At 37.4% G+C, this 15,851-nt stretch carries 12 protein-coding genes; 5 read left to right on the top strand and 7 right to left on the bottom strand.

Annotated elements, in window-relative coordinates:
* Nucleotides 1-17: 17 nt before the first annotated feature.
* The 5 genes from ESZ48_RS05455 to ESZ48_RS05475 all read left to right on the top strand — a co-directional run bounded on the left by ESZ48_RS05455 (nucleotide 18) and on the right by ESZ48_RS05475 (nucleotide 5,160).
* Nucleotides 18-866: a sugar nucleotide-binding protein gene (locus tag ESZ48_RS05455; RefSeq protein ID WP_129016317.1), complete on the top strand. Its 849-nt coding sequence runs from the start codon at nucleotides 18-20 to the stop codon at nucleotides 864-866.
* Between the two features lie 55 nt (nucleotides 867-921).
* Nucleotides 922-1,212: a 4a-hydroxytetrahydrobiopterin dehydratase gene (locus ESZ48_RS05460; RefSeq protein WP_129016318.1), complete on the top strand. Its 291-nt coding sequence runs from the start codon at nucleotides 922-924 to the stop codon at nucleotides 1,210-1,212.
* A 21-nt stretch (nucleotides 1,213-1,233) separates the two neighbouring features.
* Nucleotides 1,234-3,282, top strand: a complete 2,049-nt coding sequence (locus ESZ48_RS05465; RefSeq protein WP_129016319.1) for a S41 family peptidase — start codon at nucleotides 1,234-1,236, stop codon at nucleotides 3,280-3,282.
* Nucleotides 3,283-3,433: 151 nt separating this feature from the next.
* Nucleotides 3,434-4,144, top strand: a complete 711-nt coding sequence (locus ESZ48_RS05470; protein ID WP_129016320.1) for a YebC/PmpR family DNA-binding transcriptional regulator — start codon at nucleotides 3,434-3,436, stop codon at nucleotides 4,142-4,144.
* Between the two features lie 557 nt (nucleotides 4,145-4,701).
* Nucleotides 4,702-5,160, top strand: coding sequence for a DUF6326 family protein (locus tag ESZ48_RS05475; protein ID WP_129016321.1), 459 nt, complete (start codon nucleotides 4,702-4,704; stop codon nucleotides 5,158-5,160).
* Nucleotides 5,161-5,411: 251 nt separating this feature from the next.
* Here the strand turns inward: ESZ48_RS05475 and ESZ48_RS05480 are convergent, their stop codons facing one another.
* The 7 genes from ESZ48_RS05480 to ESZ48_RS05505 form a co-directional block, all read right to left on the bottom strand.
* The gene (locus ESZ48_RS05480) at nucleotides 5,412-6,902 is read right to left on the bottom strand and encodes a TolC family protein (protein WP_223266361.1); all 1,491 of its coding nucleotides are present in this window, start codon (nucleotides 6,900-6,902) and stop codon (nucleotides 5,412-5,414) included.
* On the bottom strand, nucleotides 6,853-7,521 hold the full coding sequence (locus ESZ48_RS05485) for an ABC transporter ATP-binding protein (protein WP_129016323.1): 669 nt from the start codon (nucleotides 7,519-7,521) through the stop codon (nucleotides 6,853-6,855). The genes ESZ48_RS05480 and ESZ48_RS05485 overlap by 50 nt, the downstream gene beginning before the upstream one ends.
* 24 nt (nucleotides 7,522-7,545) lie before the next feature.
* A complete protein-coding gene (locus ESZ48_RS05490) occupies nucleotides 7,546-9,945 on the bottom strand; it encodes an ABC transporter permease (RefSeq protein WP_129016324.1) in 2,400 nt (799 codons plus the stop codon).
* Between the two features lie 91 nt (nucleotides 9,946-10,036).
* On the bottom strand, nucleotides 10,037-12,484 hold the full coding sequence (locus tag ESZ48_RS05495) for an ABC transporter permease (RefSeq protein WP_129016325.1): 2,448 nt from the start codon (nucleotides 12,482-12,484) through the stop codon (nucleotides 10,037-10,039).
* Between the two features lie 71 nt (nucleotides 12,485-12,555).
* The gene (locus ESZ48_RS19520) at nucleotides 12,556-13,614 is read right to left on the bottom strand and encodes an ABC transporter permease (RefSeq protein WP_223266362.1); all 1,059 of its coding nucleotides are present in this window, start codon (nucleotides 13,612-13,614) and stop codon (nucleotides 12,556-12,558) included.
* A 197-nt stretch (nucleotides 13,615-13,811) separates the two neighbouring features.
* Entirely contained in the window at nucleotides 13,812-14,939 is a 1,128-nt protein-coding gene (locus tag ESZ48_RS19525; protein WP_223266363.1) for an ABC transporter permease, read from the bottom strand.
* A 118-nt stretch (nucleotides 14,940-15,057) separates the two neighbouring features.
* Nucleotides 15,058-15,744, bottom strand: a complete 687-nt coding sequence (locus tag ESZ48_RS05505) for an ABC transporter ATP-binding protein (protein WP_129016326.1) — start codon at nucleotides 15,742-15,744, stop codon at nucleotides 15,058-15,060.
* Between the last annotated feature and the right edge of the window lie 107 nt (nucleotides 15,745-15,851).

Here is a 15,851-nt window from a genome sequence, read left to right on the forward strand (position 1 = left end):
AAATTCCGCCCCTTAATATGATGACACCAGACAACAAACATCGCATTCTTATCCTTGGAGCCAGTGGCTTTATAGGAAATGCTCTGTATAAGGAACTGGGCCCATATTTTAAAACCTTTGGCACCTATCATCTTTCAAACAAATTTTACGAGAATAACCAGCATTTCTTCCAATATCGTGTGGAAGAAGATGATATTTTTGAAATTCTCCAAGCAGTCAAACCTTCTATCATCATTTCCTGTTTGCGTGGCGATTTTCATGCACAGGTAATTGCCCATCAACACATGGCTGAATATGTGGCATCTCAAGGTTGTAAAATTATTTTCTTCTCTTCGGCGAATGTCTTTGACGCTTACAGCAAATATCCCAGTTATGAGGAAGATAAAACCTTGAGCGATAGTATTTACGGCCATTTCAAAATTAAGATTGAGAACATGCTCCTGCGTTTACCAAAAAAGAAAGTGGTCATTATCAGGCTCCCCATGGTTTTTGGCACCCAATCCCCTCGCCTCAAAGAAATCAAGGAACACATAGCAGAAAAAACACCAATTGAAGTCTTTCCAAATCTGATCATGAATGTGACGACAGATTTTAAGATGACCCAACAAATCCATTATATCATCAATCGGAATAAATATGGGGTCTTCCATTTGGGAAGTTCAGATTTGGTACATCATGACGATTTCATTAAGGAAATCGTTGACTTGATGACATCAGAGCAAGTACGTTTCAAACAAGTGTATACAACAAATGAAGATCGCTATTTGGCGGTGATGCCCAAAAGCAATAAACTACCAAAACACCTCCACATTAGCAGCACAGAACTTCTTGAAGAATTGGATAATTATATGAATTATAACCCTTAGTTCTATAATTTGTCAATTATAATTTATAATTTTAAGAAACTTAAAAACCGTAATTATGGCTCCATTATCTGATGACATCATCGAAAAAAAATTATTGCATTTTCCTGACTGGGAATATTATGACAACGCCCTGCATGCCGAGTTTGAATTTGACAATTTCAAGGATTGCTTCAGTGCCATGAGCAGAATTGCCTTTGAATGTGAGGCGCAAAACCATCACCCAGATTGGAAAAATGTCTACAATATATTGACTATAACGTTATCCACGCATAGCGCCAAAGGAGTTACAGAAAAAGATTTCAAATTGGCAGAAGCTATTGAGGCTATAGTAGAAGTTCAGGAATAGTAAGAAATTCCATTTTAAATTATGTTGAAAAAGCTGACTATAATCGCTTTTAGTTTCTTCATTTCTTTGTCTTATGCGCAAGAAGATGCAGTGTTCTGTGAACAAATAAATGCCTTAAATCAACGCGTGCAAGAGTTCCATTTCCGTCCAAAGCCACTTAATGACAGTCTTTCCAAAGCTGTATTTAAATTATTTTTAGAGCGATTGGATGAAAATAAGCAGTTTTTTCAACACTCTGATTTGGTGTTATTCCAATCTGATGAATTTCAACTTGACAATGCCATTGCTTCCAATGATTGCCGTTTTATTGAGAAATATAGCGCAACACTCCAACAACGTATTGAAGCTTCCAAAGCCTATATTGCTACTTTAAAAAATGAAACGTTTGATTATTCAGGAACCGATACGCTTTATTTCAAGTCTGAACCCAATTCCCAATATTTCAAGGATGATTTTTCATTCAAAAAATACTGGAACAAACGCATCCGCTATTTTATTCTTGATCATTTGGTGGAACAGGACAGTACTCTTTCATATTTGGAAGATAATTTTAAAACCTTGGAAGCTGATGTCAAACCAAAAATAATTCAAAATCAACTCTGCCTTTTAGATGAACTCCTCCATAAAAATGGTGGGATGGCTGTTTTTGTAAAGGAATCTTTTTTGAATGCTTTCGCCAACTATCAAGACCCGAATTCGTTTTTTTATAACGATTCAGATAAATCGCAATTTGAAGATTCTGTGTCCAACCACCAATTAACCTTTGGTATTGACACCGCAAAAAATAAAAATGGTGATATTGTCATTGCTTACATTGCTCCCGGAGGCGCAGCCTTTTTAAATGGGAATTTTGAAGAGAATGATGTGATTAAATCACTGACTTCTCCCACACAAACATTGGAAACTTTTTGTGTGTCCATCGAGGATATTTCGGCATTTACGGCCAATGAAAAAAATGAAACCATCATCTTTAAGATCAAGAAGCAAAATGGTGCTATCCAGGATATTCCACTCACAAAAACCGAACTCAAAGTCGAACAAAATTCCTGCACCGCATTCATAGTAAAACAAAAATCGAATTTTGCGTATTTAAACATCCCAAGCTTTTACACAGATTTCGATTCACCTGATGGCAACGGATTAGCACATGACGTGGCAAATCAACTTGAAATTCTAAACAAAGAAAATGTTAAGGGGTTGATTATAGACTTAAGATTTAATGGTGGAGGTTCAATGAAAGAAGCTGCAGAACTTTCTGGATTATTTATTAACAAAGGACCTTTAGCCATCCTGAAATATGGAAATGGGGATATGTTTACGATAACGGACGATTTTAGAGGCACGCTCTTCAACAAGCCTATTGTCATCCTTATTGATAATTTCAGTGCTTCAGCATCTGAGTTTTTCGCAGGAGTAATGCAAGATTATAACCGTGCCATTATCGTTGGCTCACCAAGTCATGGCAAGGCTTCGGCACAAGTTATTTTACCTTTAAATGACACCGATGATTTAGGTTTTTGCAAACTGACCATTGAAAAATTTTATCGTGTTACGGGAAAAAGCCACCAATCGATTGGGATTGTCCCTGATGTTATTTTACCCTCGTTATATGACGGCTTTAAAACCAATGAATTCCACAGTCCATTTGCACTCTCCAATGATGCGATAATCCCTGCTTTTCGACATAGTTCCTACAGAAAATTGCCGATGGCTGATATTCAATCAAAAAGCAAGATCCGCGTTGAAAAGAATGAAAGTTTCAAAGCTATAAAAACCATTAACACGTTGATGTTAAACACCTACATCGACCGAGATTTAAGCTATGCCCTAACATTGAATAACATTTATGAAGATGTCCAAAATTATAATACCCTATGGACGAATTTATATCAGACTCTTGATTTAGCGACTAAAAGCATCACCGTCAAAAACACGTCGGTCACCAAAAACAAAATAAGTGCTGATGTTTTGGAGCTAAATGAAAGTCTACTTGAAGATATTTCTACCGATATATACATTCATGAAGCACTAGCAATTCTGTCGGATGCAAGGAAGGTAAAACTTCGTTGAGCAAGGCAATAATTTATGTGTGCACATATGGTTTGATCAAATGATTTTTTAAATTTGCTCAGAAGTTGGGATGACCGATGACCGATGACAGAATGATAATAATAATAAAATGAGATTCCCTCCTGCGAGGGAATGAAAAATAACATAAAAAATGGGAAGAGCTTTTGAATTTCGTAAAGCACGTAAAATGAAAAGATGGTCAGCAATGAGTAAAGCCTTTACACGTATTGGCAAAGACATTGTAATGGCTGTCAAAGATGGTGGCCCTGATCCTGATACCAACGCCCGCTTAAGAGCGGTCATACAGAATGCCAAGGCTGTAAATATGCCCAAAGACAATGTGGAACGCGCTATCAAAAGAGCATCTGATAAGAGTCTTGGAGATTTTAAAGAAGTGATTTTTGAAGGTTATGCACCACACGGAATTGCCATATTGGTTGAAACTGCCACAGACAATAACACCAGAACGGTTGCAAATGTGCGCAGTTATTTTAATAAATGTGATGGCAGTTTAAGTACTTCTGGTTCTGTAGTTTTTATGTTTGATCATACGTGTAATTTCAGGATTCCCGCCGAAGGTTTGGATCCAGAGGAATTGGAATTGGAATTCATAGATTTTGGTGCAGAAGAGGTTTTTATGGATGACGATGGGATTCTAATCTATGCCCCTTTTGAAAGTTTTGGAGCTATTCAATCTGAATTGGAAAACAGGGAGATTGAAATTCTTTCCTCCGGATTTGAACGTATTCCACAAGTTACCAAAAAACTGACCGCCGAAGAAGCTGAAGATGTTGAAAAACTTTTAGAAAAGCTGGAAGAAGATGATGACGTACAGAACGTCTACCACACTATGGAGGAGTAAATATATAACGCTGCGCTTTATAAGCAATGGCCTTATTTTCAGAAGGATGTGATTGTTTAAATTTTTTCAAATTTCGGACTAATAGCGAACTTCTAGATTTCAAAAATCAGATTTCGAATAACCTGTAAAAAATGGTACCCATTGAGTGCATTAATTTATAAAAATTCAAATATTGCCAAATCATACTGAGCGAATTTGAAGTATCAGGGCGATGTTTTGAAGTCGTTATTTTTATAATTATACAACAAAAATATCCTTCAGATCTAAGAAAAGGAACAACAGAGATTTTGTTAAAATCCTTCTACAAACTTCATCATTACTCTATGTCGAATTTGTAATAAAAAAATCTTTAAATGTATGCATTTAACGAATTTTGAGAATAATAAAGAAATCTCGAATATTTCATATTAATTTCAGCTCATCTCCCCTTTTGCCTTTCTATATGGCGGATTATTAATTTATAATGTGAATTGGATCTGAATATTAGAACGAAGCATCTGTAACAAATTGGAATCTAAAGTAGTCTTATAACAGAATCTGTCTAATGATAACATCCTATGAAGACTTCAACTAACAAATCAAACCATTTAATTGATTTTAAAATAAATATTAAAATCAAGTTGGCAGGATTATGGACGGCTACAACCCTTTGTTATTTATACGGAGACTACTTCCAATTATATATTCCTGGGCAAGTTGAAAGTTTAATAAGTGGGGAAAATGCATTAGACAGTCCAGTGATGCTTTTTATAGCTTCGGTTATTTTAGCAATTCCCCCAATAATGATTTTCCTTTCTCTTGTTTTAAAACCTACTTTAAATAGAATATTAAATATTGCTTTCGGATTGTTATTTACAATTATGATGGTCTTAATTGCCATTAATTCCTTTACCCCTTGGTATGCATTCTATCTCTTCTTAGGAATTGTAGAAGCAATTTTGACCTTCATAATTGTTTGGGTAGCATTTAAATGGCCTAGAGAAAATGAACAACACCCATTGCAAACTACGAAATAAGAGTTGTTTTCGAAATCCGTTGATTGAAACTAAATAAAAACTATGAACACAAAAACTTTAATGGTAGCAACGGCTATTTATTTTGGACAGTTGGCCTTAGTCTGACATTTCTTCCAAAAGAAATAGCAGGGTTTGATGCTGAAAATAGTCAAACTTTAATATTAGCCTTGCAGATCTTGGGAGAGTAATGTGGTCAAAAACAAAGTACATTAATTTTCCCTAAGATTTTTTGATAAGTTTCATATTCATTGTCACATATTCCCCCGATAATACTCTAAAATTCTAACGCGCAGGGCATATTCATAATTCACATTTGCCAGATTCGTTTGGGCATTATCCATGTTGTTTTTGCTAATGATATAGTCCACGCTATTGGATACACCATTGTTAAAGCGTATCTCATTGATTCGAAAAGATTCGTTATAAGCGTCCACTTGATTCTGCAACAATTTATAACGTTCATAAGCTGTTAACATAGCATTGTAGGACTGCTTAATGGATTGCTTCAAATCGAGTTTAATCTGTGCCAAAGCTGTCTGCGCTTCCTCCCTTTTAATTTTTTCGAGGGCAACATTGTTTTTGGCTCTGAAGCCATTAAAAATAGGCACACTCACTGAAACACCAATTGAAGAATTCAAGTTATTGTCAAATTGATCCCGATAGGCAATGTGATCACTTGTAAAATTGGTTTGTTGGGTAAAAATCGAATACTCCTGATTATTTATGGTTACAAAGTCATTTGTACCCACAATACTTGTCCCCGATTCGTTAAAAAGTCGTGCAGCACTGGAATAGTTGGTGTTCAAATTAGCAAAGAGACTTATTTCAGGTACATAATGTGACCGTGCCACGGCTATTGCTTTTTCAGAGGCTTCCAAACTTAAATCGCGCGCTTTAATTGTAGGGAAAACTTGAAGTGCCTGTTCAAAAACATCTTGTGCGGTATAACCATACATTTCAACATCCAATTCGATATTCAAAGGAGCGACCGTGATGGATTCCTCTATATTGGTTAGAGTATTAAGGTTTATTAATTCTGTTTCAAGAACGTTTTTACTTTCTATAATATTGGCCGCATCCAAAGCCATTTGTCCTTGAAGGTCATGATATTCAGCTGGATTTCCGGTTTCTTCTTCATAAAGACTGCGCAACCGGTCGAGTTGACCTTGCGTGGTTTTTAATCGTGATTCTGCCAGTTTAACTAAATCCTGAGCGTTTAATACACGTAAGTAGGTCAAAGTCACATTCAAAATCAACGATTGCTTGTCTGCTTCCACTTCCATTTCGGCAGATTTCAAGTTCAACCTCACCTGTTTCCAGCGATTGATAAGTCTAAATCCGTTAAAGGCCACAACGTCAAGTCCCAGAGCAGCATTAGAAAAAGTGAATTCTTGGTTGACAATCCCATTGGTAAAAGGGTCAATACTCCGGCCATTTGCAACACCTAGATTATACGATCCGTTGACATTAGGTAGCAATGCATTTTTGTTTTGCTTGAAATTGACATCCCAAGTTTCTTTAGTCAACTTGGTAGCTTTAAGATCTAAATTGTTTTCAATAGCCAAACTAATACACTCCTCAAGAGTCATTGCTGTTCTTTGATCTGACTGGGCAAAAAGAATTAAAGTTGCTGCAAAATAGAATGCTATGGAAAGTTTAAAAGTCATAATTTTATGATTGATGAATTGTTTTCTAATTGAAATCCCGTCTGCCATCCAAAAGATGTAAAACGCGTGATCCATAGGCGGCATTGGTTTCAGAATGTGTGGCCTGAATAATGGTAACCCCTTCTTGGTTAAGTTCTTTAAAGAGTTGCATAATTTCCTCACTCTGTTTCGAATTCAGATTTCCTGTCGGTTCATCGGCCAAAATGAGCTTTGGCTTTGTAATCAAGGCACGTGCTACACCAACTAATTGCTGTTGGCCACCGCTCAACTGACTTGGGAAAAGATCTTTTTTACCCACAATATTAAAGCGATCCAACATATCAGCCACCAAAGCTTTTCGCTCAGAAGAGTTTATGTCTTTATAAAGTAATGGCGTTTCGATATTTTCATACACCGTCAACTCATCAATAAGATGGTAGGCCTGAAATACAAACCCAATGTATTCCTTATAAAGTTTTGAACGGTTCTTTTCTTTCATAGTATGAACGGATTCACCCATAAAATTATATTCTCCCTCTTGAAATCCGTCGAGCATCCCGATGACATTGAGCAACGTGGATTTCCCAGAGCCCGATGGCCCCATAATAGAGATGAATTCGCCTTCGTCAATTTTAAGGTTGATGTCGCTCAGAAGAAAAATTCGTTTTCCGCCTTGATTTACCCATTTGAAGATGTTATTTAATTCTAGTAGCATTCTTTTGTTAATTATTGTTTATTTCTATTCTGTTCTTAAACTTTTTACAGGATTTGCCATCGCTGCTTTTATTGCTTGAAAACTTACTGTTATCAACGCGATGCAAAGCGCAGCAATGCCTGCAAAAGCAAAAACCCACCAACTGATTTCTGTGCGATAAGCAAAATCCAATAACCAATTGCGCATGATCAAATAAGCCACGGGAGCGGCTATAACGAAGGCCACTAGCACCAATTTCAAAAAGTCTTTGGAGAGCAATCGTGTAATTCCAGTAACTGTAGCACCCAAAACCTTTCTTACGCCTATCTCCTTGGTGCGTTGCTCTGCGGTAAAAGCCGCAAGACCAAATAAGCCCAGACAAGCAATAAAAATGGCTAACACGGAAAACAAGGTGGCAGTACTCGCCGTTTTTTCTTCGGAAGCATATAACTGCGCCACATGCCTATCCAGAAATTGGTAATCAAAAGCGGTGTTTGGTAGCGCTTCGTTAAACGTTTGCTGCAATTGGCTCATGAATTTTGACAAGTCCTGAGTATTATAGCGCACCAAAAGCGTACGGATCCCTTCAGGAGCTTTTCGAGATTTGTAATACATATACCCACCAACACTTTCCTTGAGGGAATTGAAATTAAAGTTTTCTACTACTCCAGTTATGATCGCCATTGAACCAAGTTCTGTATGGATAATTTTGCCAATTGCATCTTCGGGAGTTTTATAATCTAAATAGTTAAGAATTTTCTCATTGATTAAACTGTAGATAATCGAATCGCCCTCTGGAATAGTTTCTGGAAGTTCGTTACCAGCAATTACTTTTAGTTTTAGGGTGTTAACGATATTACCATCGGTGCGGCAACTGGCAATAGGCAGTCCTGTTCCGTCCGTAGCCATTTTGTAAACCGAGCGCCCACTTTCGTTCGCGCCCGGCATTGATTGTACAGCCGAAACACTTTCAACGTTAACCAGTCTTTCCAAGCCTTTTATTAAGCTTTCAACTTGTTGCTCTGTTTCGGCCGATTTAACCGAAACGGCGACAATGCCGTTAGGATCATATCCCAGATTTCTATTTTTTATAAATGCCATCTGCTGAAGGATAATCGTTACTGCAATGATCAAAACGATGGAAGCCGCAAATTGGAAAACGACCAATCCTTTCCGAATCAATTCAGAAGCTGAACCTTTTTTCTTTGATTTATTGACTAGAATTAATGGCGAAATATTCGACATTGAAATCGCTGGATAACTGCCCGCAACCAAGGTTACCAAAATCCAAATAATCAATAATCCGATCAAAATTGGCGTGTCTAGTAAATCTTGATAGCTGAGTTCGTTGCCTGTAATACTCTTAAATAATGGCAAGGTCAAAAATGAAACGGCGTACCCTATGGCAATCGATAAAAACACCATAATTCCTGTTTCAACATAAAACAGCGACAACATTTGACGTCGGTTGGCGCCCAAAACTTTATTAATGCCGATACCTTTGGCACGTTTCTGTGCATTGGCGGTGGCAAGATTCATATAATTGATACAAGCGATTAACAATACCAACAACGACAAAAACAACAAACTTTTTATGGCCGTAATGCTTCCCATTTTAGAAGAATAAGCTTCACGAACATGAGCTGAGTGGAGATGAATTTCAGTTAAAGGCTGAAAAATGAACTTTGTAAAATATTGATTGTCCTTATCGACATATTTATCGATCAAACCCGTCGCCTGATTTTGTAGGTTACTCACATTCGAATTTGGTTCAAGTTGCAAATAGGTTTCATAACTGGCATTGCTCCAGTATACATTGGTTCCCATCCATGTATCCATGATATTATAAACCATATCAATATCCATCACACTGTTTTTTGGCAAATCGGCATAAATGCCCGAAACCTGTAGCGTATTTATATTATTTACAATGATCAATTGTCCCATTGCGTCTTGATTCCCAAACAACCGTATTTTAGCAGATTGTGATAGCACAATGGATTTTGGTTTTGAAAAAGCATCGTTAGAATTCCCTTCTAAAAACTTAAAATCAAACATTTTAAAGATTGCGGAATCTGCTAAATAAAGTCTGTTTTCCGTGAAATTCTTATCGCCAATCTTTAAGGATGCTGTCGCGCCAAAATCATCTTTAATAAGTCGCGTCATTAGTTTTACCTGCGGAATATCCTGCGCAATCGCCGGACCTACGGCATTGGGCATGGTCGCCCAAGTTTCAAAATTATATTCTTCAGAAGTTTCCATATTAACCCGATAGATATCTTCTGAGTTGGAATACATCTTATCAAAACCGAGCTCGGTGTTCACAAACGAAAACAAAATCATACAAACGCATAGTCCAATGGCCAGACCTGCGATATTTAACGCTGTAAAGAGTTTGTTGGATCGAATATTTCGCCATGCGATTTTAAAATAATTTCTGATCATTTTGAAAAAGGTTAATTGTTGTTGTATTTGTTTTACTGTGATCTGCTACTGAATTAGGTTGCTGAGCTTGTCGAAGCACTGAACACTTTTTTCATTCCGTTCTCAAACTTTTTACTGGATTCTCATTGGCAGCCGATATCGTTTTGACACTCATAATAATCAGCGACAACAAAATAATTCCCAATCCGCTAAGCGCGAAAATCCACCAGCTGAGATTTGTTTTATAAGCATAATCCTGAAGCCAATTGTGCAAACCATACCACGCCAACGGTGCCGCTATTACAAACGCAATACCTATCAACACCAAAAAGTCCTTACACAACAATACATTAAGCTGTGTCAATGACGCCCCTAAAATTTTGCGCACACCAATTTCCTTGACCCGACGCTCAGTTGTATAAATGACTAACCCGAAAAGCCCAAGACAGCTAATAAGTACTGAAAGTCCTGTAGCCCAATTGAGAAGCTTGGTCATACTGGTTTCCTTATCATAAAATTTGGCAATGGTTTTATCAATGAATTCGATTTTGAAATCTGATTCGGGATAGATGCTGTTCCACACCACTTCTATATTTGCGATATCTTTCGGCCAATTATCAGAACTGTTTTTATTCAATTGCATGTGAATCGTATTAAACTGCGAATAACGTTTTCTACTCCAATCGCCAATTAATGCCATGGGTTCTATCTTAGATTTTACTGAATACTGATTAAAATCTTCCATGACGCCAACAATTGGAATTGCATTCTCCCCTTGCCCAACAATTTTATTTATGGCGTCTTGAGGTGTTTTAAAACCAAGAAGTTTTCGGTAAGTATCGTTTATGACGTATTCCTGAATGGTATCGTTAAGCAAATTTCGACCAGCTAATAATTTGATGTCATACAAATTGAGATAGTTGTCATCACCATAGAGCAATTGCAAATCGGTTTGTATTTCCTTTTTACCGTCCAAGTATATAACTCCGCTAGCATGTATGGTGTTAGATGCTGGTGGCATACCACCAAGACTTAGACTTTCAATTTGTGGAATGGCAGCCAGTTTCTGCATAAACAATTGACGTTTTTGTAAGGATCCATCCATCCAAGGTGTTTTTACATAAGTGATCGCTTCGGTTTTAAATCCCATATCCTTGCTCATCATAAAATGTATCTGCCGACCCACAACGATCGTGGAAATCACAAAAACCTGGGCGATGATAAATTGAAATACAATTAGTCCTTTTCTTATCGAAACATTGCTATGCGTCGAAATTATACGATTTTTAAGTACGGAAACGGGTTTAAATGAAGACAGGATCATGGCCGGATAAAACCCAGAAAGCAAACTGATGATAAGTATCAGCACGACTCCAAAACCGATAATCAAAGGATCAGCAAACAGACCAAAATGCAAACCTTCTGGAATAAAATCGGCAAATATTTTTAACAAAACAGCCGCCAATCCTAGCGACAAAACTGCTGCAACAAGGGTCAACATGAATGTTTCCCATAAAAATTGGAATACCAACTGTTGTTTAGAACTGCCCAGAGTTTTACGGATTCCGATTTCTTTAGCGCGCTGCGTGGCTTGGGCAGTATTCAAATTAATGAAATTTATACATCCCAAAAGCAATAAAAATGCGGCTATAAACAGTAAATTAGTTAAAATTGATTTGTCAGCATTATATTCCGTAAAATCAAAAATCCCGATGTCTTTTCCAAAATGAAGATCCTTTAAGGGTTGCAGATAAAAACTCCGATATTCGTTATACTTTACAGCTTTCTCGCTCTCATTTTTCTTCGCCAAGACATCCAACTGGTTCTGAACATTTGATAGGGCTTTTTTATCATTCAGTTTTATAAAAAGCTGGGTCATGGAACTTGTACTGTTCCAATTTTCATCAGTAATCTGGTCTTGCATATAGGATTGCTTACCAGTATCCAACGAAATGATTTCTTCAAAAGTGAAGTCGGTGCGTTCTTTAAAATTGGCAACGATGCCGGTAACGGTGGTAGAAACGGAATCATCATAAATAAGGATTTCACCAAGGATATCGCTATAGTCCCTATTTGGAAAATATTTTTTGGCCCTACGCTCCGTCAGAACTACTTTATTGGGGCCATCAATTGCAGATTCTGAATTTCCAGCAAGCCATTCATAGCTTAAAAATTTGAAAAAATCGGAATCTGCATAAATTACTTTTTCTGGAGTATTATATGCTTTTGAAAAGGAAGCATTCATTATCCGACTCGGTTCTGCCGTAAAAAAAGCAGTCGATTGCTGAATTCCCGTTAGGTTCTGTTTTACTTCTGCAATCAACGGTACAGACACACCGTAATTGTAATCGACTTCCTCTGGCGACGTATAAACGGTTGTAATCCGGTAAATGAGATCGCCATCTTTATGAAACTTATCAAAAGTAAAGTCGTAGTAGACCATCAAGCCAATGACAAAGGATGCACTTAAGCCAATGGCTAGACTTATGATATTGATAAATGAAAAAAGCTTGTTCTTCCAAATATTCCGCCACGCGATTTTAAAATAGTTCCTAATCATTTTGATTCTTATTAATTATTAAAATTTCCATCCGAGTGAACATTCCCTCTTCATGCAATTAGGCTTCTTTTCTACTCTGTCTTCAAGCTTTTTGTTGGGTTTGCCATTGCTGATTTTACTGCTTGTATTCCGACCGTAAATGCTGTTATAAGCAAAGCGATCAATCCACTAAGTCCAAACATCCACCATTCAAGATTTATGCTATAAGCAAAACTCGTCAGCCAAGCGTTCATTACATACCATGCTATCGGAAAGGCAATTATAGCTGCCATCATCACTAGCAGTATATAATCTTTTGATAGTAATAGGATTAATCTTGGAACACCTGCACCCAAAACTTTTCGGATGCCAATTTCTTTGATGCGTCTTTTTGCCATGAAGGCAATCAAACCGAACATCCCCAAACACGAAATAAAAATGGTCAATAGGGCTACAACATTTACCGTTTTTAACATCCCTTCGATCAACTGGTATTGGGCACTAACTTTATCCGCCAAATAGTCCTGTTGGTAAGTTCTTTTAGATGCTATGTTTTCAAACCCATTGGCAAGAAGTTTCTGAACACTCTGTTCATGGCCATCTGCAACCCTAACCGATATAAAGCGATGGGATGCTAAGGCATTCTTTTCACGATAAAAATGAACCAAAGGCTTCACTGTGTTTTGCATATTCTCATAATGGAAATCTTCCATAACCCCAACAACAGGAAATCCCACTGAAACATTTCCTTTTTCCTTCAATTGTTTACCTTCAATAGTGTACCATCCCAAAGCTTTCATTGCGGTTCTATTGATTATTACCGAACGAGCTTCCTCTTTATCCAGATTCTCATCGAAATCCCTTCCCATCACTAATGGAATTTGAAGTGTGGTTAAATAATCATCATCCGTACGACCATAACGCGTACGTATTTCCGTCTCCGTTTCTGGGTCATAAAACTGGTTGTAATTGGGATAATAATCTGAAGGAACAGCATTGCTGAGCGTTACACCTTTTACATAAGGATTTGCATCGAGCTGGTTCAATATCGCTTTGAATTTTGATGTAGCCAATGCTTTATTTTTATATTCCAAATCGATATTCCCAACAATAACATGCTCTTGCTTAAAACCTAAGGAGACGTTTTTCATAAAGCCGATTTGGTTATTCAGAATAACTGCCACACAAATAAATAAGATGGCAATGGTAAATTGTAGCACGATAAATGAATTGCGCACCAAAAAACTTCTTTTGATTGCATCTATTTTTCCTTTTATTCCTGTTGAAATTGGCACCGAGATAAATCGTAGCGTCGGCAGAATGCCAACTACTAGCGTAACAAAAATGCCTAAGCCATAGCAAATAAAATCACTGGATAATCATTTGCTACAGTAAATGTAATCTCCCCAAAATCAGCCCCGTATATCATGTTCAATTTTGGCAACAATAATCCTAAAAATAGAAGTGCTGAAATTAGGATGGACGTAAATACCAAAATGCCATTCTCAATACAGAATTGGGTAATGATTTCTTTTTTACTACTCCCTAATATTTTACGCACAGCAATATCCTTAGTGCGACGATACATTGTGGAAGCATTTAAATTGAGTAAATTAATAAGTACAATGAGCAACACAAATACTGCAGCGGCTATTGAACCACTAATGATAGTTTTCACCACTGGAATTGAGTCCGTTCTCATGTCAGCAAAGGGCATTAACTTAATGGAAGCAATGATATTAGGATCTGCATAGTTTTTCTTAGCCAATTCTTTTATATGACTTTCAAACTGAGCAATATTTGTTGTTGGATTCAGTCTCAGATAATTAACTGTAAAACTATCCGCCCAATTGGCACGCGCTATAAAACTAGGATAGTCTTCTAAAAGTTGCGTCGATGCTAAAGCACCCAAACGAAATGTAGAATAAGGACTAATAGGTTCTAAAACCCCAGTAACGGTCAAGCTCAACGTGTCATCAACTTTTATAATTTCACCCATTGGATTTTTTTCTCCAAAAATCTTTCTACTTACCTTATCAGTAAGTACAACAGAATTCTTCTTTTCCAGAACTGTTTCGCGATTACCATATTTTAAGGGCAATGAGAATACATTAAAAAAATCAGGCTCTACATAATCAACTCTTTCGTGAAAATCGGAACCGCCATATTCCAACCATGGCATTCCCCAACCCTGTAAATGGGTGGCAGCAACAACTTCTGGCGATGATTCACTGATTTCTTTCAATAGCGGGTATGGTGTGTCCACATAGGAGTCACCGCTAATATTGGTCGTTTTTAAATAATAGATGTTTGCTTGATCTACAACATTGGAGTCGGCATTATAATATGCATATACTGAAAACATCAAAGTCAATACGCTACCAATCCCTATACTCAATCCTAAAAGATTGAGCGTGGATAGCAATTTGTTTTTCCACAAATTGCGAAGAGATATTTTAATATGATTTCTGATCATGATTGTTCGTTTTTTGATTGCTGTTGATTTTTCTATAGACCTGACAGGTTTTTGAAACCTGTCAGGTCTGGATTGGAAGCTATTTCATTTCCGCCCAAGCAAGAGTCCCCTTTGGAGGTTAGGAGATCTCCATTAAAATATTCTCCGTCACCTTCTGCCCATCTAGCATTCTAATAATACGATGGCTATATTTAGCATCGTGTTCACTGTGTGTTACCATGATGATCGTGGTACCCGCTTCGTTTAATTCGGTCAGTAAATCCATGACCTCATTCCCATTGGTACTATCCAAATTCCCTGTAGGCTCATCGGCAAGGATCAGTTTGGGGTTGTTGATGACGGCACGGGCAACCGCCACACGCTGTTGTTGACCTCCTGATAATTGCTGTGGAAAGTGTTTACGACGGTGCATTATCTGCATTTTTTCGAGAACCGCTTCTACACGTTCTTTCCGTTCTGCAGGTTTTACACCGGTATAAATCAAAGGCAGTTCTACGTTTTCAAATACCGTGAGCTCATCAATAAGGTTAAAACTCTGGAATACAAAGCCGATATTGTGTTTGCGCAGTTCGGCGCGCTTGCGCTCATTAAAACCTGCCACTTCAATTCCGTTGAACACAAAACTGCCACCGTCGGGATCGTCCAATAACCCAAGAATATTCAATAAGGTGGATTTCCCACAACCTGAAGGCCCCATTACGGCAACAAACTCCCCTTTCTTTACATTAAAAGATAATTTGTTCAGGGCAATGGTACGCACTTCCTCTGTGGCGTAATATTTTTCGAGATCCGTTATTTTTATCATTTTTTATATGTTGTTTTCGTTGTTATATTTTTCGATCTAAAAGGTCGTTTACACCTCGCCCATTCCTTGCTAATTTCTTAGCAATTCCTCACAGGCTACAAGTCCCA

The organism is Gelidibacter gilvus, from assembly GCF_004115975.1.
Taxonomy (GTDB): Bacteria; Bacteroidota; Bacteroidia; order Flavobacteriales; family Flavobacteriaceae; genus Gelidibacter; species Gelidibacter gilvus.

Bases quoted from the DNA above. Each gene is read 5' to 3' on its own strand.
- ESZ48_RS05455 (WP_129016317.1), top strand. From the start codon at position 18: ATGATGACACCAGACAACAAACATCGCATTCTTATCCTTGGAGCCAGT.
- ESZ48_RS05460 (WP_129016318.1), top strand. From the start codon at position 922: ATGGCTCCATTATCTGATGACATCATCGAAAAAAAATTATTGCATTTT.
- ESZ48_RS05465 (WP_129016319.1), top strand. From the start codon at position 1,234: ATGTTGAAAAAGCTGACTATAATCGCTTTTAGTTTCTTCATTTCTTTG.
- ESZ48_RS05470 (WP_129016320.1), top strand. From the start codon at position 3,434: ATGGGAAGAGCTTTTGAATTTCGTAAAGCACGTAAAATGAAAAGATGG.
- ESZ48_RS05475 (WP_129016321.1), top strand. From the start codon at position 4,702: ATGAAGACTTCAACTAACAAATCAAACCATTTAATTGATTTTAAAATA.
- ESZ48_RS05480 (WP_223266361.1), bottom strand. From the start codon at position 6,902: ATGGATCACGCGTTTTACATCTTTTGGATGGCAGACGGGATTTCAATT.
- ESZ48_RS05485 (WP_129016323.1), bottom strand. From the start codon at position 7,521: ATGCTACTAGAATTAAATAACATCTTCAAATGGGTAAATCAAGGCGGA.
- ESZ48_RS05490 (WP_129016324.1), bottom strand. From the start codon at position 9,945: ATGATCAGAAATTATTTTAAAATCGCATGGCGAAATATTCGATCCAAC.
- ESZ48_RS05495 (WP_129016325.1), bottom strand. From the start codon at position 12,484: ATGATTAGGAACTATTTTAAAATCGCGTGGCGGAATATTTGGAAGAAC.
- ESZ48_RS19520 (WP_223266362.1), bottom strand. From the start codon at position 13,614: ATGAAAAACGTCTCCTTAGGTTTTAAGCAAGAGCATGTTATTGTTGGG.
- ESZ48_RS19525 (WP_223266363.1), bottom strand. From the start codon at position 14,939: ATGATCAGAAATCATATTAAAATATCTCTTCGCAATTTGTGGAAAAAC.
- ESZ48_RS05505 (WP_129016326.1), bottom strand. From the start codon at position 15,744: ATGATAAAAATAACGGATCTCGAAAAATATTACGCCACAGAGGAAGTG.